The sequence below is a fragment of the Stenoxybacter acetivorans DSM 19021 genome (genome assembly GCF_000745895.1).
GTDB lineage: Bacteria > Pseudomonadota > Gammaproteobacteria > Burkholderiales > Neisseriaceae > Stenoxybacter > Stenoxybacter acetivorans.
In genome coordinates, this window is record NZ_JQKE01000017.1 from 15,811 (window position 1) to 35,652 (window position 19,842).

16 protein-coding genes are annotated in these 19,842 nt (G+C 47.7%); 8 read left to right on the forward strand and 8 right to left on the reverse strand.

Going from position 1 to position 19,842, the window contains the following annotated elements; all coding sequences use genetic code 11:
* Window positions 1-93: 93 nt before the first annotated feature.
* From Q384_RS02905 to Q384_RS02915, 3 genes are all read left to right on the forward strand, one after another.
* Window positions 94-1,944 (forward strand): amidohydrolase, encoded by a 1,851-nt coding sequence (locus Q384_RS02905; protein WP_037585863.1) that lies wholly within the window; start codon window positions 94-96, stop codon window positions 1,942-1,944.
* Between the two features lie 69 nt (window positions 1,945-2,013).
* Entirely contained in the window at window positions 2,014-3,255 is a 1,242-nt protein-coding gene (locus Q384_RS02910) for an ATP-grasp domain-containing protein (RefSeq protein ID WP_037585864.1), read from the forward strand.
* A 4-nt stretch (window positions 3,256-3,259) separates the two neighbouring features.
* Window positions 3,260-4,396, forward strand: a complete 1,137-nt coding sequence (locus tag Q384_RS02915) for an MFS transporter (RefSeq protein WP_037585865.1) — start codon at window positions 3,260-3,262, stop codon at window positions 4,394-4,396.
* Between the two features lie 116 nt (window positions 4,397-4,512).
* On the opposite strand, the gene Q384_RS02920 is transcribed toward Q384_RS02915, so the two are convergent.
* The 8 genes from Q384_RS02920 to gatC form a co-directional block, all read right to left on the reverse strand.
* Window positions 4,513-5,397, reverse strand: a complete 885-nt coding sequence (locus Q384_RS02920) for a metal ABC transporter solute-binding protein, Zn/Mn family (RefSeq protein ID WP_037585866.1) — start codon at window positions 5,395-5,397, stop codon at window positions 4,513-4,515.
* 35 nt (window positions 5,398-5,432) lie between these two features.
* Window positions 5,433-6,308, reverse strand: coding sequence for a metal ABC transporter permease (locus tag Q384_RS02925; protein WP_037585891.1), 876 nt, complete (start codon window positions 6,306-6,308; stop codon window positions 5,433-5,435).
* A gap of 134 nt (window positions 6,309-6,442) precedes the next feature.
* Entirely contained in the window at window positions 6,443-7,171 is a 729-nt protein-coding gene (locus Q384_RS02930; protein ID WP_037585867.1) for a metal ABC transporter ATP-binding protein, read from the reverse strand.
* Between the two features lie 409 nt (window positions 7,172-7,580).
* Window positions 7,581-9,215 (reverse strand): phosphoethanolamine transferase, encoded by a 1,635-nt coding sequence (locus Q384_RS02935; RefSeq protein WP_037585869.1) that lies wholly within the window; start codon window positions 9,213-9,215, stop codon window positions 7,581-7,583.
* A gap of 79 nt (window positions 9,216-9,294) precedes the next feature.
* Window positions 9,295-11,103, reverse strand: coding sequence for a protein-disulfide reductase DsbD (gene dsbD / locus Q384_RS02940; RefSeq protein ID WP_051940342.1), 1,809 nt, complete (start codon window positions 11,101-11,103; stop codon window positions 9,295-9,297).
* A gap of 157 nt (window positions 11,104-11,260) precedes the next feature.
* Window positions 11,261-12,034: a GTP cyclohydrolase FolE2 gene (gene folE2 / locus Q384_RS02945; RefSeq protein WP_037585870.1), complete on the reverse strand. Its 774-nt coding sequence runs from the start codon at window positions 12,032-12,034 to the stop codon at window positions 11,261-11,263.
* 56 nt (window positions 12,035-12,090) lie between these two features.
* Window positions 12,091-13,554, reverse strand: a complete 1,464-nt coding sequence (gene gatA, locus Q384_RS02950; RefSeq protein WP_037585871.1) for an Asp-tRNA(Asn)/Glu-tRNA(Gln) amidotransferase subunit GatA — start codon at window positions 13,552-13,554, stop codon at window positions 12,091-12,093.
* Between the two features lie 115 nt (window positions 13,555-13,669).
* A complete protein-coding gene (gatC, locus tag Q384_RS02955; protein WP_037585872.1) occupies window positions 13,670-13,957 on the reverse strand; it encodes an Asp-tRNA(Asn)/Glu-tRNA(Gln) amidotransferase subunit GatC in 288 nt (95 codons plus the stop codon).
* Window positions 13,958-14,185: 228 nt separating this feature from the next.
* On the opposite strand from gatC, the gene Q384_RS02960 reads away from it, so the two are divergent.
* From Q384_RS02960 to rodA, 5 genes are read left to right on the forward strand one after another with little or no spacing between them, the layout of a single operon-like run.
* Window positions 14,186-15,226: a rod shape-determining protein gene (locus tag Q384_RS02960; protein ID WP_037585873.1), complete on the forward strand. Its 1,041-nt coding sequence runs from the start codon at window positions 14,186-14,188 to the stop codon at window positions 15,224-15,226.
* A gap of 37 nt (window positions 15,227-15,263) precedes the next feature.
* Window positions 15,264-16,151 carry a rod shape-determining protein MreC gene (gene mreC / locus Q384_RS02965; protein ID WP_037585875.1) on the forward strand — a complete coding sequence of 296 codons (888 nt, stop codon included), beginning with the start codon at window positions 15,264-15,266 and terminating at the stop codon, window positions 16,149-16,151.
* Window positions 16,148-16,645 (forward strand): rod shape-determining protein MreD, encoded by a 498-nt coding sequence (gene mreD, locus Q384_RS02970; protein WP_037585876.1) that lies wholly within the window; start codon window positions 16,148-16,150, stop codon window positions 16,643-16,645. The genes mreC and mreD overlap by 4 nt, the downstream gene beginning before the upstream one ends.
* Window positions 16,646-16,660: 15 nt before the next feature.
* Window positions 16,661-18,733 (forward strand): penicillin-binding protein 2, encoded by a 2,073-nt coding sequence (mrdA, locus tag Q384_RS02975; protein ID WP_051940344.1) that lies wholly within the window; start codon window positions 16,661-16,663, stop codon window positions 18,731-18,733.
* Window positions 18,730-19,842, forward strand: a complete 1,113-nt coding sequence (rodA, locus tag Q384_RS02980; protein WP_037585877.1) for a rod shape-determining protein RodA — start codon at window positions 18,730-18,732, stop codon at window positions 19,840-19,842. The genes mrdA and rodA overlap by 4 nt, the downstream gene beginning before the upstream one ends.

The window sequence follows — 19,842 nt, forward strand, 5'->3', positions numbered from 1 at the left end:
ATAATCGGTTAATGTGATTTAGAAATTGGTGCGTTTTCAGGCGGCCTGAAAGATAAAAAAATGCCGCCTTGCGCACAACACAGGAGCAGTATCATGAATGCAGACATGATTTTAATCAACGGTCAATTCAGCACCTTAGACCGCAGCAAACCGCAAGCCCAAGCGGTTGCCATAACCAACGGCGTATTCAGCGCAGTGGGCAGCGAAGCGGAAATATTGGCGCACCGCGGTGAGCGCACTGCCGTTATCGACCTCAAAGGCAAACGCGTGATTCCCGGTTTAATCGACAGCCACCAGCACATCATTCGCGGCGGGTTGAGCTATAACTTGGAATTGCGCTGGGACGGCGTACCGACGCTTGCCGAAGCCATGCGCCGCTTAAAAGAACAGGTTGATAACACCCCTGCACCGCAATGGGTGCGCGTCGTGGGCGGATTTACCGAACATCAGTTTGCTGAAAAACGATTGCCCACGCTTGATGAAATCAACGCCATTGCCCCCGACACACCGGTATTTATTCTGCACTTGTATGACCGCGCTTTACTCAACCGCGCCGCTTTGCGTGCCGTGGGCTATACCGCCGACACCTCCAATCCGCCCGGCGGCGAAATTCAGCGCGATGCACACGGCAATCCCAACGGCCTGCTGCTGGCACGACCCAATGCAGGGATTTTGTATGCCACGCTGGCAAAAGGACCGAAACTGCCGCCGGAATACCAGCTCAATTCCACCCGCCACTTTATGCGTGAACTGAATCGGCTGGGCGTTACCGGCGTAATTGATGCAGGCGGCGGCTTTCAAAACTATCCCGAAGACTATGAAATCATCGCCAAGCTGGCACAAGACAATGAATTAACCGTGCGTATTGCCTACAATTTATTCACCCAACACCCGGGTGCGGAATTGCAGGACTTCCAAGGCTGGGTATCATCACTCACCGCCCACCGCGGCAATGACTATTACCGCCACAATGGTGCGGGAGAAATGCTGGTTTATACCGCTGCTGATTTTGAAGATTTCAGAGAGTCGCGCCCTGAAATGCCGCCAAACATGGAAACCGATTTAGAACCCGTGGTGCGGGTGCTGGCAGAAAACCGCTGGCCGTGGCGGCTTCATGCCACCTACGATGAAACCATTTCCCGCGCCTTAGATGTGTTTGAAAAGGTAAACCGCGACATTCCGCTGCAAGGCTTGAATTGGTTTTTTGACCATGCCGAAACCATCAGCAAGCGCAATATTGACCGCATCGCCGCTTTGGGCGGCGGCATCGCGGTACAGCACCGCATGATGTATCAGGGCGAGTATTTTGCCGAACGCTACGGCACAAAAGCCGCGGAAAACACCCCGCCGATTGCCGACATGCTGGCAGCAGGTATTCCCGTGGGCGCGGGAACAGACGCCACCCGTGTTGCTTCCTACAACCCTTGGGTTTCGCTGGCATGGCTGGTAACGGGGCAAACACTCGGCGGATTGCGCCTGTATCCGCGCAGCCGCTGTTTAAGCCGCGAAGAAGCCTTGCGCTTATGGACTGAAGCCAACACATGGTTTTCATCGGAAACGGGCAAGAAAGGGCAAATCAAAGTGGGGCAATATGCTGATTTGTGCGCATTAAGCAGCGATTATTTTCAGGTTGCCGAAGAAGAGATTCGCCACATTGAAGCCGAATTTACCGTGGTGGGCGGCAAAATTGTGCATGGTGCGGGCGATTTCACCGATTTTGCACCGCCTTTACCCGCCGCCATGCCCGATTGGTCGCCGGTGAATCGGTTCGGCGGCTACTACCGCCCCGTCCCTGCCGCCAAAACCAAAGCCATTGCTGCCTGCGGCTGTGCCAACGCTTGCAATGTTCACGGTCATGCGCACACCGCTGCCGACAACCGTGCAGTGTCTGCCGATGGACAAAAAGCATTTTGGGGCGTGTTTGGGTGCAGTTGCTGGCTGTGATGCGATGAAGATTCTACACAGCATAATAACAATCATTCGCATAAAAACTGTCTTTACGAAAGCGAGAAAATGAGTAGAGAATTCATCGTATTACTGGGTGCCAATCAGTATCTCAGAGAACGGGCGCTGGCGGGTGCCCGTCAATGCACACAGGCAGAGGTGTGGATTGCCGACCCTTTGGCTGTTTTGAACAAAAACAGGTATTTTGACGGAAGCCTTCCTGCCAGCCCTTATGATGCAAAAAGCATTATTGAGCAGGTTGAGAACATGAATAACATGAAACTGCTTTCCGTTATTCCGCTTAATGACTGGGTTCTTGAAACGGCAAACAAAGTTAATGCTCATTTTGGATTACCTGCGCTTAGCGAGCAGACAGTGGTGCGTGCCAGAAATAAATTTGCAATGAAGCTGATGTTTTCTGAGCATCATATTCCGATTGCGGATTACTTCCTTCTGAGTAACGATGATGAACTGCCTGCGGCATTAGCACATGTTGGACTCCCTGCGATAATAAAACCCTATGATTTTGGCGGCAGCGGCGGTGTTTTTGTGGCAAACACCCACGAAGAAGCGGTTAAATATCTCGGTGAATCCAGAGAACTCATTTCCATGCACAAAGATGCGTTCAAAATAAAAGGTGATAAGTATCTTATCGAGGAATACATCAATTCAGTTGATGAAGTTTCCGTTGAAGTGATCTGTTTCAGAGGGAAATACAAAACAGTAACCGTTACGGAAAAATATCTTTCTCCTGAACCGTGGTTCAGCGAGCTGGGGCATCTTGTTCCCAGCTTCCGCCATAAGGACGAAGAACTCAGGTCGCTTGCGGAAAAATCCTGTGCGGCTTTGGGTATTGAATTTGGCATGGCCCATGTAGAAATAAAAATAAGAGATGGTCAATTCTATGTCATTGAGATTGCCGCCAGACCCGGAGGCGACGGGATTATGGATCAGGTTGAAACCGCCTTTGGTATCAATCCGTATGCGTTGCATATAGGTGCTTATCTGGGACAGGATACGACGGAGACGCACATACCTGAACCATCAGGAACAGCTGCCATTGCCTTTCTCAAAGCGAAAGAAGGGGTAATCACCAAGATTAATCGAGCGGAAGATCTTGAATACGATAAAAACCTGTTTTCGCTGAAGATAACAACTGAGGTTGGCAAAAAAAGCGAACCGCCAAAAAATTGGAGTACCAGAGAGGGCGTGGCAGAGTTTTACTGGTACGGCTATTTTGAAGACAAAAAAACACTGCTGCCCCTTGATAAGGCCCGCGCAATATCGGCGAAATTATTTGAGGTGGAATAAATAAGTGTATCTTTATATATTAACATCGGCTCTGTATCGGCTCAGCTGCGGTGCGCTCATCATCGCTGTTAATTGGTTAATGGTAATCAGCAGCTCATCACTTGGCTGGCTGGCGACAACGGTGGCACTGACATTTATTCCGGCAATGGTTGTGCCGCTTATCTGGCGGGGCAGCAATGGAAATTTATCCGGCAAGACGCTGACTCAATACAGTCTGCTGGCTGCCGCTGTGATTTCTGTCATCATGTTTATGACAGACAGTCAGTATTTTCTGTTGGGTCTGAATACGGTTATCTGGTTTTTCTTCTTTGTCATGGAATCCAGCTGGGAATCATGGTTTGCAAGCGAGTGCAAAAACCTGAATGATAAGGAAATAGAGCGATTCAGTTCAATAACCATGACTGCCAACCAGGCGGCTTTGATGATTGGTCCTGTTGTTGTTGCCTACATATTTGAAAATCAACCCGAATATGTTATTTTATCCTGTGCAGTATTGTATCTTTTCTGCTTTATTGCCCTGTGGTTTGCAGGCTCAGATAAGCCTGTTTTATCCAATCATTCAACAGGCGAAGCTGAACCGAGTGATAAGTTACAGCACCTTAAAATTTCAGGTGTTGAAGCGGCACTGCTGCTTATCTGGCCTACTCTGGCAATGTTTAATTTTATGCTGCCTGCTCAGGTGGTGGCTGCGCACGGCAGCATGACTCAAGTTGGATTGCTTGATGCGCTGATGGGTGTCGGCATGATTGTTTCCGGCTTTGTCGTTGCCCATGCGGGATTAAACAGAATAATCGTCAAGTATCAATTAACCTCGGTGTTAATCATTATCGCCATGCTGTTATGGGGTTTGGGTGGCAACATCGTATGCTGGTTATTGGCGGTATTTCTCTTGGGGGTATCATTCAACAGCCAGAGAATTATCGTCCGAGGTGAACTTGCTAAAAAATATCACCCGAATCTTGTCGGTAAAATTGTTTCGGGTGCAAATGCCTTTTCCTTTATTTTAATATCATTCTCATTGATGGTATTTCACGGTAAAATCAATGTTAATTGGATAATTCCCTTTGTATTCAGCTTGTTAATGGGCGTAATTATCCCTTTAAAAGGTAAATCAGAAAACAGCGCAGAACGCAGCCGCTGATACTGCCGAATGCTGGTTACCATAAACAGGCTGCCTGAATGGGTGCTTTGTTTGCTTTTCGATAACAATTGCACACACAATTCAGGCAACCTGATAATTAAAAAATCAACCCAAAATCATTTCATTGCATCGCTCAGTGCTTTCACGTTGTAGCGAAACATTTGTATATAGGTTGCTGCCGGTGCACCCGCACTCAATGAATCGGCATACAGCACACCGTTTACTTTAACACCGGTTTCTTTGGCAATGCGCTCAATCACACGCGGGTTTTTGATGTTTTCGGTGAACACCGCTTTGATATTTCGCTGTTTGATTTGACGAATAATCGCCGCTACTTGTTTGGCAGACGGCTCTGCTTCTTCACTGACGCCTTGCGGTGCTAAAAATTGCACGTGATAGCGGTTTCCCAAATAATTGAACGCATCGTGCGAAGTAATGACCTTGCGTTTGGATTCGGGAATGGTGTTGAATGTTTGTTTTGTCCACACGTCCAGTTGGTTTAATTCGGCTTGAAAATTTTTCAGCCGCCGCTGGTAGTAAACCTTACCTGCTGCGTCTGCCTGAATCAGCGCATCGGCAACATTTTTAGCGTAATCTTTCATCAAAACCGGGTCTTGCCAAACATGCGGATCAAGTTCATGGTCGTGGTCATCATGACCGTGTTCATCTTCCGGCATGGACAAGGCTTTGATGTTGGCGGCGGCATAAAACAGCGGCACTTTGCTTTGCTCGGCGGCACGCACCAAATTGGCGCGTTCAAATCCCAAGCCATTGAGTAACAACACTTTGGCTTGGCGAATTTTGCGTACATCAGCATTACTCATGGTATAAACATGTGCGTCTTGCCCGGGCGCAATGATGTTTTGCACCGTTACGCGCTCGCCGCCGATTTGCTTTGCCACATCGCCCAAGATGCTGAAACTTGCCGTTACCGGTAATGGCTCTGCCATCAGGCTGCCTGAAAGCAGGGTAAGCGCAAATCCAAATAATCGTTTTTTCATTTTTTTCTCTTATGTATATCAATGCTGTATAAGAATCAATGCGCACGATGGCGGCGATGCCGCCACCAGCGCGGCAGTAAACCGCTTTCTTGCCCGAAAATCAGCGACAACACATAAACCAAGCCGCAGCACAAAATAATGGCGGGACCTGAGGGCAATTCCACGTAATACGAAAACAATAAACCCGCCAAGCCGCACGATATTGCCATCAGCGTTGCCAGCGCAATCAAACCGCCCATGCTGTTTGCCCACAACCGCGCACTGATGGCGGGTAGCATCATCAAACCCACTGCCATCAGCGTTCCCAATGCCTGAAAACCGGAGACCAAATTCAGAACCACCAGCACCAAAAACGCCAAATGCCACACACTGCCGCGTCCGCCCACCGCCTGCAAAAACAAGGGGTCAATGCTTTCCAGAAGCAAAGGGCGGTACATCACCGCCAGTGCCAGCAAGGTGATGCTGGAAACCACTGCCACCAAAGTTAATGCGGGCAAATCCACCGCCAAAATTGAACCAAACAATAAATTCAATAAATCCACGCTGTTGCCGTTACGGCTCACCAGCACCACCCCGATTGCCAAGCTGCTTAAATAAAAAGCGGCAAAACTCGCGTCTTCTTTGATGTTGGTAAAACGGCTTGCCAAGCCCGCCAGCAATGCCATTGTTAATCCGGCAACAAAACCGCCGATACTCATGGCAGGCAAACTCAATCCTGCCATTAAATAACCCACTGCCGCACCGGGTAAAATGGCATGCCCCAGCGCATCGCCCACCAAACTCATGCGCCGCATCATTAAAAATACGCCAATGGGCGCAGTGCTGACCGCCAAAAACACCATTGCCGCCAAAGCATAACGCATGAAATCAAATTCAATAAAAGGCTGAAACAGCCAGTTAAACATAGACATAAACTCACTTTGTTTCATTTGCGGTTTTAAAAATAACCATTATTCGGAACGGCTTGCTTTTAAAACACAACCCTGTTTTTTTATCCGCATTGTTTGTCGAATGCAATATCGCTGACAAATTTTGGTTCAAGCCGCTATACCGCGCACCATTCGGCACTGTCATGGCGGCGCATGGCATCATTGGCTGCCTGAAAATGCGCCGCGCTTAATACTTCATCGGTTTTGCCTGCCGTCACATACTCCCGCGCCAACATTAACGCATACGGAAAATATTGGCGTACTTGTTCATTATTGTGCAGCACCGCAATCAACAAACAACCTGTCTGCGCTTGGTGGCGGCACAACATCTCCAGCAATACTTCGGTGGTGCGCACATCTACTGCGTTAAAAGGCTCGTCCAGCAGCAATACTTTGGCGTTTTGCACCAATAACCGAGCAAATAAAACCCGCTGAAATTGACCATTGGATAATTGTCCGATACCGTGCGCGAAAAAATCACTCATGCCCACTTGCGCCAAGGCGGCATGAACGCGTTTATGCTGAGTCGGCGACACACTGCCGAAAAAACCGATTTCATGCCACAATCCCATTGCCGCCAATTCATAAACGCTCAAGGGCTGGCTGCGGTCAATGTCGGATTGCTGCGGCAAATAAGCAATGTCTTTGCACGTGATGCCCTGCCAATCCACACAACCCGTATCGGCTTTAATCAAGCCCATCATCGCTTTTAATAAAGTGGATTTGCCCGCACCGTTCGGACCGATAACCGCCCACATTTCACCCATACCGAATTGCACGTTTAAATGATGTATTGCCGGACGGCGGCGATAACTGACCGTTAAATTACGAACCAACACGCTCATATTGACTGAACCGCCCAATAAAAAATACCCCACAGCAGAACCAATAATATTGCCGCCCCCAGCAAACGCTTCGCCAAGCCCGTCAATAATAATGAAAACATATTATTTCCTTAAAAACACATCGGCGGCAGAAAAAACCAACGTTTTTTCTGCCGCTTTATTTTACGTCCTGTATCAAAAATACAGCAACTTGCTGTAAAAGCAGAACTCATCTCGAAATAACACTGTAAAAATACAGTCAATTCACTAAAAATAGCACACACCAGCATCAAGAGCGATTGCAAATATCGCGGCAATTTGCTGTTTCCGCTGATTCAATCAAAATATTTGGGTTATGACAACCAAGGCATTAAAATGTCTGGAAAGGAGTCATGATCTTATATTTTACCTTATCAATATTTTCATACGCTTATTGCGGCAGCGGGCGCAAACGGCAAGGAGTGATTACATCCAGTTTGGGGTCGTATTTTTCTGTTTTCACCTCCAAAATTCCAAGCATAGTATGAAAAAGATTATCATGGCTGTATTTGTTGTTTTGAGCCTCATTTTTGATACACTCATAATCAACATGGTCATATTTTTTCATATTTTCGCTCATCCACAACGCCATAGGTACCTCTTTTTGCTCTGTTGGGGCTATTTTGTAGGGAAAACCATGCAAGTAGATATTGTTTTCGCCAAGAGATTCTCCGTGGTCTGATAGGTAAAGCAAGCCCGATTCAAGCTCGGGAAATTTTTTAAGACTGTCTATCACAGAAGAGATGATAAAGTCGGTATATAAAATCGTATTGTCATAAGTATTTATAATGGCTTCCCTTGAGCATTTGCTTAAATCTGCCGTATCACATGTAGGCTTAAATACCTTAAATTTATTAGGATATCGTTTGTAGTACGTGGGTCCGTGGCTTCCCATAGTATGCAACACTATCACGGTATTTTTCGTTATCTGTTTAAGTCTGTCTTCAAATCCATCAATCAGGGCTTCGTCTATGCAATATTCGCCGTTACAATATTTCGGATTATTTGTTTTCACCATATTTTCCGTATAAACACGATTGCAAACGCCTTTGCAGCCATCGTCATTTTCAAGCCATATAATGTTATATCCGCTTTGCTTTAGCAGATCCATAACATTTTCCGTAAAAGCAGCGTCATTGTTGTTGAATTTGCTCGCGCTCATGTGCGAAAACATACATGGTACAGAAACCGCTGTTGCCGTTCCGCAAGAGAAAACCTCTTTAAAATACGCCATATCTTGTTTGGAAAGCTGCGGATTGGTTTCTTTTTCGTATCCGCCCAAAGAGAAATTTAAAGCCCTCGCTGTTTCTCCCAAAACCAACACAAACACGGTAGGATAAGGATCTTCAAACGGCACAAGCTTAGCATTCTCGTCAAGCCTCATAAATTGCCTTTTCGCCAATGCCTCAATTTGGAAATAGCGAACTAAAGCATATATATGATTGGCTGGATTTATCAGTTTGCGTACTTCTCTATTATTGCGTCCGAAAGAGGCATAATCTTTATAAAAAGCGAAAGCCAATACAGCAGTGGTGGAAAAGCATACTAGAAGCACAAAAGTACCGCGTTGCAATTCCTTGAAAAACGGCTTATATTCTATTTTTATAAAAAAAAGAGCTATGGCGGGCAATATTCCAAGCATTAACACCCACGCCAAAAGCCCAAGAGTGATGAGGTCAAATGCTTCACGGCTATTTGTCTCAAATACATTTCTTATCATATCAGAGTCTATGTATATGCTGTATTTATACATCATATAATTCGCAGTGCTTGATATTATCAACAACAATCCCAAAAGCGGTTTTGTTATGTACGGCAAAAGAATTATATTAAATATCGCAGCAAGCAGAATAAATAAAAGAAATGGCATAGAACAAACAAAAAGCAGCGTCTGAAAATCTTCAATCTCAATATGCGTCAATATATATCGCCAAAATGAGAAATTCAATATAACCGTAAAATATGCCGCAGCGATAGCAATCAACCAAATTCTCGTTAATGAAAATCTTAATTTTTCGAATTTCATAAATTTTGTTCTCTCGCTAAATTTATATTGCACGGAGGAGATTTTAGTTTAACACAGATAAAACTGTTTAAAAAAACCGTTACCGTTTTGAAAGTAAATCGTTGTACCACTGCAAAAACGCATCGAGCGGCACATAACCCAGCAAAGGTTCACTGCGGCTGCCGTCGGCATACACCACGAACAAGCCGGGCGGACCAAATAAGCCATATTCTTTAAGCATGGCTTGCTGCACGGGTGTATTGGCGGTTACATCAATTTGTAAAAAACGATCCTCGTTCAACAACCGCTTCACTTTCGCATCACTGAAAGTATAAGCCGCCATTTCTTTGCACGACACGCACCAATCGGCGTAAAAATCCACCAATACCGGTTGTTTGGCATCTTCGGCAAATGCGGCTTCCATAGCGGTGCGTACATCGTCCGGGTGGAAAAAACTGCGGCCGAAATGCGCTTCATCAGACGGATACAATGTCAATGCCCGATGAAAAATCGTACTTTCTTGGCGAACCGAACCTGCTGCAAAATACACCGCCGCCACCAGCAACAGCACGCCCAACAGATTGCTGACCGTTTTCAGGCTGCCTGAAAACACCCGCGCCTTCACCAATAACAAACCGGCGGGAATCAATAACAGCAAAACATAAGCAATCACCACCACACCATACGGCAAAAACGGCGTGGCCAAATAAATCGCCGCCGCCAGCAGCAAAATACCGAATGTATATTTAATGCCATTCATCCAACTGCCCGAACGAGGCAAAATATGCGAACCGAAAACCGCTACCGCAATCAACGGCAAACCCGTACCCAATGCCAAAACATACAAAGCCAAACCGCCCAATACAGCATCACCCGTTTGCCCGATATAGCCTAAGGCAAATGCCAAGGGCGGCGCCACGCACGGGCCGACAATCAACGCCGAAAATATGCCCATCACCAACACTGAAACCAATTTACCGCCGCCTAAACGGCTACTCTGTGTTTGGAAAAACGCTTGAACACGATTGGGCAGCTGAATGCTGTAAACACCAAACATCGCCAGTGCCAGCAACACCAATACCGCCGATGCCGCCAACACCACCCAAGCCTGTTGCAGCCACACCGTAACCAATGCGCCCGTCAAACCCGCCGTGATGCCGACTGCCGCATAAGTAATCGCCAAACCTTGCACATACAGCACCGACAACAGCAAAGCGCGGCGTTTGCTGTGATTTTGTCCGCCCAGCACAATGCCGGAAACAATCGGCAGCAAAGGATACATACAGGCAGTTAAACTCAAACCCAACCCGGCGACAAAAAACGCCAACAAGTTGGCGCTCAAGGTTTCCCAAGACAGCTTAAACCGGCTACTGTCCGTGTTCACTGGACGCGGCGGCAGCGTGGGATTCACCGAATTTTGCGGATTATTTTCCAAAAAAGGCTGTCCTGCCGATACACTTTGCCGCCGATATGTTCCGTCGCCATTGATGTAAAACACCGCCGCCGCCGGCGGATAACACACACCGACATCAGCGCAGCCTTGATATTCCAACGTTACCGTAAAAGGTTCATCGCGCTTTGCATTCGGCTGATACAGCCAATTTACTTCGACTTCATGGTGATATACTTCTTGTTTACCGAAAAATTCATCGTTTTTTTCCTGACCCGCGATTGGAAATTGCCCGTCGGCAACCAATTGACCGGCGGGATCGGTATCAGCGAAAATTTTCTCGCGGTAAAGATAATAACCCTCGGCAATGGCAATTTTTGCCGATACCTTGTCGCCGCCAACCGTTAGCTGCGGAACAAAAGCCTTATCGGCACTCAATAATTTACTTGCATCAATTGCCCATGCTGCCTGAAACAAACCCAGCAGTAAAAAGGCAAGACCGAGCCATTTTTTCAGCATAAAAAAACCATTTTAAAAAACAAGCCGTTTCTTATATCACATCAACGCAACACCGGCACTACTTCTTACGGATAAATACTGTGTATCGAAAACCGTTTACAGTGCTTGCGGATTGTTTAAAATTTTATTGTTCAATTGGAATCAGCCGTCAATTCGGCTACGGAAATTGAATCATTGCGTATGCGGAATGATTGTGTATTGATTCAAAATTTTCACTCTCTACAGTGAACGCATCAATCCGCGGATCGGCTTTAAGGGCGGTGGCAATATCGCGCACCATGTCTTCCACAAATTTCGGATTGTCGTAAGCGTGTTCGGTAACAAATTTCTCATCGGGTCGTTTCAGCAAGCCGTACAACTGGCAAGAGGCTTGCGATTCCACCAAATCAATCACTTCTTCAATATTCACCACCCGAGTACAGCATAAAGACACGGTAACGTGCGAGCGCTGATTGTGCGCGCCGTATTGCGAAATTTCCTTGCTGCACGGGCAAAGGCTGGTTACCGGGACCATCACCTTCAGGGTGTGGCGGTATTGCCCGCTGCAGATTTCACCGCTCAGGGTTACATCGTAATCCAAAGTGCTTTTAATGCCGGAAATCGGTGCGGTTTTTTGACGGAAAAACGGAAAATTCAGGCTCAGCTTCCCCGAATGCGAATCCAGCCGCTCCAGCATTAATTCTGTGAGCCGCCGCAAACTGTCAAACGCAACAGCGTGTTCAGATTCTTCCATTAGCGCCACAAAACGCGACATGTGCGTGCCTTTTTGGTCGGCGGGCAAAAACACAGTCATCGTAAACCGCGCCACCGTATGCTGGCTGCCATCGTCAGAGGCAATCACCACCGGCAAGCGCAAATCCTTAATGCCCACCTGATTAATCGGCATATTGCGTTTATCAAGACTGCTTTGCACATCGGCAATGGCATTCATGCGTTGAACTTTCTGCTGGTATAAACGTGGGCTAAATGTGTGCGCTTACCCAAATCTCAAGCCCGCACCGACTCCCCGGGCATTTTTCGATGCCAATCACTCACCTGCTGTATCTGATGCGCTGCATTCAGCAATTTCGCTTCTGCAAAATAATTACCAATGAATTGCACCCCAATCGGCAAGCCGTCGGCAGAAAATCCGGCAGGCAGTGTGATGCCCGGCAATCCTGCCAAATTTACAGAAATAGTATAAATATCAGATAAATACATTTGAACAGGATCATTAATATCGCTGTTCAGCTTTGGTGCGGCGGTGGGGGCAACGGGTGCGAGAATCACATCACACGCTTTGAAGGCTGCCTGAAAATCATTGGCAACCAAGCGGCGCAGTTTTTGCGCTTTCAAATAATAGGCGTCGTAATAGCCGTGCGACAACACATAAGTGCCAATCATGATGCGGCGTTTGACTTCGCTGCCGAAGCCTTCGGTTCGGGTATTGCTGTACATTTCGTCCAAATTATTAAAATGTGCGGCACGATGCCCGTAACGTACGCCGTCATAACGCGATAAATTGGTGCTGGCCTCGGCAGAGGCAAGTACATAGTAAGCGGGAATGGATAATTCGGTTTGCGGCAAGCTCACGTCCACCATTTGCGCACCCTGCGCCTTAAGCACTGCCACCATGCTGCTGATGGCTTGCTGCACATCGGCAGCCAAACCTGCGCCGAAATACTCTCGGGGCAAACCCACTTTTAACCCTGCCAGCGGACGGTTTAAATCACGGCAATAATCTTCTTTTGCGCGTTCTAAACTGGTGGAATCACGCGCATCAAAACCCGCCATGGCATTTAACAATACCGCACAATCTTCAGCGGTTTGCGCCATCGGTCCCGCCTGATCAAAACTGGAAGCATAAGCAACCACGCCGAAACGGCTGACAATGCCGTAAGTCGGTTTAATGCCGGTAATGCCGCAGTGAGATGCGGGCTGACGAATCGAACCGCCGGTATCCGAACCCAATGCCGCCGGCGCAAGACGCGCCGCCACCACGGCAGCCGAACCGCCTGAAGAACCGCCGGGAACATGGTTTTCATTCCACGGATTGCGCGTTGCGCCGCGAAACGATGTTTCCGTGGTGGACCCCATGGCAAACTCGTCCATATTGGTGCGCCCCAAAGTAACCATGCCTTCATTCAGCAGGTTTTGCACTACGGTAGCGGTATAAGGTGAAACAAAGTTATCCAGCATTTTGCTGCCGCACGCACTTTTCCAGCCCGTTTGACAAAATATGTCTTTATACGCCATCGGCACACCGGTAAGCAGGCTGCCTGAACCGCTTTGCAAACGCGCATCGGCTGCCTGCGCTTCTGCCAAAGTGCGCTCTTTGTCTAAAGTAATATAGCCGTTAATGGCTTCATTTCCGGCTGCAATGGCTTGTAAATAATCCTGTGCCAACTCAACGGCACTGACTTTTCGGGTTTGCAGTAAATCACTGCATTGTTTGACGGTGTAATTATTCATGGTGGTTGTATTTGATGTAGTGGAGTATTTAAGAATTGTTTACCGCAGATTGTTTACCGCGGATTATTTACCTCTTTACAGGCAGCCTATTGTTTCAGGCAGCCGCTGATTGGGTTTACTCAATCACTTTGGGTACCAAATACATACCATTTTCCACCAAAGGCGCAACCGCTTGGTAACGATCACGCTCATTGGTTTCGGTAACCGCATCTTCCCGCAGGCGCAAAGCGATTTCGTGCGGGTGTGCCATCGGTTCGACACCGTCGGTATTGACACTTTGCATCTTTTCCACCAATTCAAAAATACCGTTCAGTTCGCTTAATGTCTGCGCCGCTTCGGCATCAGACAAATTCAATCGGGACAACTTGGCAATTTTTTCCACATCAGCCAAAGTTAAAGCCATGTTAAAATCCTCTTGTCGGTTTAATAAACCCGAAAACTACGCTATCATTACGCGTTTTTAAAGATGTACGGTGCAGTACTTTTAAGCACCGGAATTCGATGATTATAACCGAAAACAGACAAACCGCACCCGCATCGGACGCTTCCGCACGCTGCGCAAAACACGTTTTCCCATACTTTTAATATATTATTATTTACACCGGAATTTGACACTCTTTAAGGATAAGCCATGTTTCGCTTCTTCACCCGCTACTTTTCTAACGATTTGGCCATTGACTTAGGCACAGCCAATACTTTGATTTATTTAAAAAACAAAGGCATTGTTCTGGACGAGCCTTCAGTGGTTGCCGTGCAAACCGAAATTTCCAGCGGCAAAGAAACCATTTTGGCAGTGGGCAGTGAAGCCAAAAACATGCTGGGGCGCACACCGGGCAGTATCCGCGCCATTCGCCCAATGAAAGACGGCGTTATTGCCGACTTCAATATTACCGAAAAAATGCTGAAGCATTTCATTAAAAGCGTCAATAAAGGGCATTTATCCGCCGCTCCGCGCATTGTGATTTGTGTTCCTTGCGGTTCAACCCAAGTGGAGCGCAAAGCCATTCGCGATTCGGCTTTGGCGGCAGGTGCTTCTTTAGTCAATTTAATTGAAGAACCCATGGCAGCTGCTATTGGTGCAAATTTACCCATTGAAGAACCCACGGGTTCTATGGTTGTGGACATCGGCGGCGGCACCACTGAAATCGGTGTTATCTCTCTTTCCGGCGTTGTCTATTCCCACTCTATCCGCGTAGGCGGCGATGCTTTCGATAAAGCCATCATCAATTACGTGCGCACCCACTTCGGCACCACCATCGGCGAACCCACTGCCGAAGAAATCAAGAAAAATATCGGTTCTGCTTTTCCGGGCATGGAAGTGCATAACATGGAATCCAAAGGGCGCAAACTCGACGAAGGCATTCCGCGTTCATTTACCATTTCGTCAAATCAAGTTTTAGAAGCCTTGAGCGAACCCTTAAACCAAATCACCCAAGCCGTGAAAAACGCGCTGGAACAAACACCGCCGGAATTGGGTGCTGACATTGCCGATCGCGGCTTGGTATTAACCGGCGGCGGTGCTTTACTCAAAGGCTTGGATCGCATGTTGTCCGAAGAAACCGGTTTGCCGGTGATGATTGCCGAAGACCCGCTCACTTGCGTTGCGCGCGGCTCAGGCAAGGCTTTGGACATGATTGGCAAATTGAATTCTATTTTTATTAACAATCCTTAAACCCAAATTTTTAATTTCTGTTTATTTTGTTTAAACCATGTACAACAATGACAGCTCACCCAGTTTCGCGAATCCGCGCCTGCGCCCTGCCAGCAAGCTTGTGTTTCTTGCTTTGGCAGCGGTGGTGCTGTTGCTGTTGGATCACCGCTATGCGCCCATTGCCCGTGCCAAATCGGTGGTTGCCACTGCGCTTTATCCTTTGCAATGGCTCGCCAATCAACCGATAAACGGTGTACGCCGCGGCGTTGCGTTTTTACAAAACCAGCACCACCTGCTTGCCGAAAACCAAAGGTTGCATGAAGAAAACGCACAATGGGCTCAGCGTTGGCATTTACAGCAAGCCCAGCTGCAAGCATTAACCCACTTAGACGCCATACAGCACTTAAAAAACCAAGCCTTGCCCAATTCTATTGTTGCCAAAGTCATTTCCGTCGGCAGCAACACCGATTCCGATTTATTGGTGATTAACCAAGGCAGTCAAAACGGCATCACCGCCGGCGATCCCGTTACCGATGAACACGGTTTAATCGGACAAATCACTGCTGTACAGCCATTCAATGCCGAAATCACTTTGGTTACCAGCAACCGCACCGTTATCCCTGCCATGGTCGCACGGACAGGAGTGCGTACCTTAGTGTACGGCAACAGCAACAGCATTGATTTACCCTATTTCCCTGCCGATGCCAGTTTGAAAACCGATGATTTACTGATTACCTCCGGTGTGGACAGTATTTATCCTGCGGGTATTCCCATTGCCCAAATCATCAGTGCGGAAACCGGCAACGGCTCGCCCTACTACCGAGTTGAATTGCGCCCTGCTTCAGACAGCCGCCGCAGTCAATTTGTGTTGATTTTGCCGCAAACCAAACACAGTGAACCATCGGTTGAACCGAAACCGCAAACTGCTTCGGAAGTCCGGTTATGAACAATATCCGCAGCTTTTTTTTACGCAAACCCAAACGTTTGGTCATTGCCAGCTTGATTGTTTCCGTATTTTTAGACTTTATTCCCTTTGATGCGTCATGGTCGTTTTGGCTGCCTGAATGCACGGTATTGCTGTTGCTGTACTGGACACTGCACCGTCCGCAGGACGTTGGGCTGGGTACGGCTTTTTTAATGGGCTTGATCATTGATATAGGCACGGGTTCACCTTTCGGACAGCATGCGTTGTCTTATATTTTTGCCGTATTTTTTATCCAGCAGCAACGCCGCTTTGTTTTGTCCTATACCTATGGTTTTCAATGCGTAGTGCTGGCGGGTGCTTTATTGATTAATACCATCACCACCACCTTGATTCATTTTTTTGAAGCCCATTATTTCATCGGCTGGTCGGCATTTGTTTCTCCGTTCACAGGCGCACTGTTGTGGCCATTATTGAATAAATTCATGCTGTTTATCTCCAATCATCAGTCTGACTAAAAACAATATTCAACAATGAAATTAAAATTCCAATCAACCAAACCCCCACCGCCGCCGCGCAATCTCAAGCGCGATCATGTCCTGCGCATTATGGTGGCTTTAGGATTGATTGTACTGTGTTTTTTTCTGCTGGCAACGCGGTTTTTCTATTTGCAAGTCATCAAACACAGCGAATATTCGGCACAAGCTAACAACAACCGCGTATCGCAGATTCCCACCGCGCCGATACGCGGTGAAATCATTGATGCCAACGGCGTGGTATTGGCACACAATTATCCTGCCTATTCATTGGAAATTATTCCCAACCAGCTGGCAGGGGAATTAAGTGAAACCATTGATGCCTTGCGCCAATATGTCAGTATCACCGATGGCGATCTCAAACGTTTCCAAAAATTCCGTACCGACTACCGCTCTTACGAAAGAATTCCGCTTAAACTCAAATTAAGCATGACGGAAGCCGGACAAGTTGCCGCGCAGCTTTATCGATTTCCCGGCGTGGAAGTAAACGCACGCACATTCCGTGATTACCCTTACGGCGAATTAACCGCCCACATCATCGGCTACATCGGACGCATCAGCGACAGCGATGTCAAAGAGCTGGAAGAAAACAAACGCATTCAAAACTATCGCGCCAGCACCCACATCGGCAAAATGGCTTTAGAAAACTATTATGAAAGCCAGCTGCACGGTTTACCCGGCTATCAAGAAGTGGAAAAAGATGCGCAAGGACGCATTGTGCGCACACTCAAATCCGTACCCTCCGTCACCGGACACACTTTGCAGCTGGCTTTGGATATTCGCATGCAAAAAGAAGCAGATCGGCTTATGGAAAACCGCCGAGGTGCATTGGTGGCGATTAATCCGCAAACAGGCGGTATCTTGGCATTGGTTTCCAAACCTTCATTCAATCCGTCTTTGTTTATCGACGGCATTGACACCGAAACATGGAAAAGCCTGAATGAAGACTGGCAGCGGCCGCTCATCAACCGTGCCACACAAGGATTGTATCCACCTGGTTCTACCTTCAAACCGTTTATGGGCATGGCGGCACTGGAAAGCGGACAAATCACCCAAACCACCGTTCTGCCCTCTCCGGGTGCGTGGAGCATTCCCGGCTCTTCTCACTTATTCCGCGATTCCGTGCGCCGAGGGCACGGCTCTGCCAATTTAAGCCGCGCAATCCAAGTATCGTCTGACACATTTTTTTACCGCTTGGGCTACGATATAGGCATTGATAAAACCGTGCCGTATCTGGCGCAGTTTGGTTTGGGTTCGCCCACAGGCATTGACTTAAATCACGAATACCAAGGCATTTTGCCCTCGCGCGAATGGAAAGCCAAACGTTTCGCCAAATCCAGCGAAAAAGTACGCTCATGGCAAGCGGCAGATATGGTGAGTTTCAGCATCGGACAAGGCTATAACGCCTATACACCCCTGCAAATGGCACACGCCACCGCCACACTTGCCAACGACGGCGTGGTGTTCCGCCCGCATGTGGTGAGTAAATTACTTGATCACAGCAACCAGCAAATCACCCTCATTGACCCCAAACCCGTCAAAACCCTGCCTTTTGACCGCAGTAATTTTGAATACGTCAAAAATGCCATGGCATCGGTGTTAAAATCCGGCGGCACTGCATGGCGCGTGGGTACAAATCTGCACTACACCATGGGCGGAAAAACCGGCACCGCACAAGTGGTGCAAATCAAACAAGGCGCACGCTACAACGCTTCCGAATTGGCAGAGCAGCACCGCGATCACGCTTGGTTTATTGCTTTTGCACCGGTGGAAAATCCGCAAATTGCCGTGGCAGTTATTCTCGAAAACGGCGGCTGGGGCGCAACCGCCGCACCGATTGCCCGATCCTTATTTGATTTTTATTTGCTGACACTCAATCAATTGCCGAAAAACCAAACACCCGCTTCAGCAATACAAACAGCACCCGTTATCATCAGCAAACCCGGCAATACCATTGACAGCACCGCTTTGCAGACAAATCTTCTGCCAAACAACGCCGCCTATGCCCCGCCGCCGTTGATGAATGCCTTCCAAACACAGCAAGACACCGCATCGGTGAGCCAACCATGAATCACGATACTTTTCTGCTGAAACGCCTCTGGCAGCACTTATCTGCCCCCATTGACGTATGGCTGTTTTATACCATGCTGGTTATTTACGTCATGAGTCTGTTTCTGCTTTACTCCGCCGACGGGCACGATTTTGGTCAATTGGAACAAAAAACCATTCACACCATTTTGGGTTTTGTTATCTTATGGTTTGTGGCACAAATGCCGCCGCAAATTCTCAGCAATTTTGCCTTGCCTGTTTATCTTTTGGGCATGGCATTATTGTTGTGTGTGGAATTTTTCGGCATCACCGTCAATGGCTCAACCCGCTGGCTTAACCTTGGCTTAATTCGTATTCAGCCGTCTGAAATCATGAAAATCGCCCTGCCGATGATGATTGCTTGGTATTTCCAAAAATACGAACTGAGTTTGCGCTGGTATCACTATTTATGCGCTTTTATCTTAATTGTGATTCCGGTTGCCTTAATTTTAAAACAACCCGACTTAGGCACTGCCACCTTAATTATGGCATCAGGCATATTTGTGGTATTTTTTGCCGGGCTGCCATGGAAAGCCATTTTCACTGCTACTGTCGGCTTTATTGCCGCCACACCAATCATTTGGTTATACGGCATGCACGACTATCAGCGCACACGCGTTCTGATGCTGATTGATCCCACTCAAGACCGATTGGGTTCAGGCTACCATATTCTGCAATCCATGACTGCCATCGGTTCGGGCGGCTTCTGGGGAAAAGGCTGGCTCGGCGGTTCTCAAACCCATTTGGATTACATTCCCGAAGCCACCACCGATTTTATCTTTGCCGTGTTCGGCGAAGAATTCGGACTTATCGGCAACCTGCTCTTACTGGCGGCGTATTTCTTGATTTTGGCACGCGGACTTTACATCAGCTACCGCGCCCCCACCCTCTACAGCCGCACCCTCGCCGGCGCATTCACCATGACCTTTTTTTGCTATACCTTTGTTAATATGGGCATGGTCAGCGGTATCCTGCCGGTAGTCGGCGTACCGCTGCCTTTGGTGAGTTACGGCGGCACAGCCACTTTGTCTGTTATGGTCATGCTCGCCATGATTATGGGCATCAGCAACCAACAACGCATAAAGAAATAG

Coding starts and splice junctions, on each gene's coding strand:
- Q384_RS02910 (WP_037585864.1), top strand. CDS start 2,014: ATGAGTAGAGAATTCATCGTATTACTGGGTGCCAATCAGTATCTCAGA.
- rodA (WP_037585877.1), top strand. CDS start 18,730: ATGAATCACGATACTTTTCTGCTGAAACGCCTCTGGCAGCACTTATCT.
- gatC (WP_037585872.1), bottom strand. CDS start 13,957: ATGGCTTTAACTTTGGCTGATGTGGAAAAAATTGCCAAGTTGTCCCGA.
- dsbD (WP_051940342.1), bottom strand. CDS start 11,103: ATGCTGAAAAAATGGCTCGGTCTTGCCTTTTTACTGCTGGGTTTGTTT.
- mrdA (WP_051940344.1), top strand. CDS start 16,661: ATGAAATTAAAATTCCAATCAACCAAACCCCCACCGCCGCCGCGCAAT.
- Q384_RS02935 (WP_037585869.1), bottom strand. CDS start 9,215: ATGAAATTCGAAAAATTAAGATTTTCATTAACGAGAATTTGGTTGATT.
- Q384_RS02905 (WP_037585863.1), top strand. CDS start 94: ATGAATGCAGACATGATTTTAATCAACGGTCAATTCAGCACCTTAGAC.
- mreD (WP_037585876.1), top strand. CDS start 16,148: ATGAACAATATCCGCAGCTTTTTTTTACGCAAACCCAAACGTTTGGTC.
- mreC (WP_037585875.1), top strand. CDS start 15,264: ATGTACAACAATGACAGCTCACCCAGTTTCGCGAATCCGCGCCTGCGC.
- Q384_RS02930 (WP_037585867.1), bottom strand. CDS start 7,171: ATGAGCGTGTTGGTTCGTAATTTAACGGTCAGTTATCGCCGCCGTCCG.
- folE2 (WP_037585870.1), bottom strand. CDS start 12,034: ATGAATGCCATTGCCGATGTGCAAAGCAGTCTTGATAAACGCAATATG.
- Q384_RS02925 (WP_037585891.1), bottom strand. CDS start 6,308: ATGTCTATGTTTAACTGGCTGTTTCAGCCTTTTATTGAATTTGATTTC.
- gatA (WP_037585871.1), bottom strand. CDS start 13,554: ATGAATAATTACACCGTCAAACAATGCAGTGATTTACTGCAAACCCGA.
- Q384_RS02920 (WP_037585866.1), bottom strand. CDS start 5,397: ATGAAAAAACGATTATTTGGATTTGCGCTTACCCTGCTTTCAGGCAGC.
- Q384_RS02960 (WP_037585873.1), top strand. CDS start 14,186: ATGTTTCGCTTCTTCACCCGCTACTTTTCTAACGATTTGGCCATTGAC.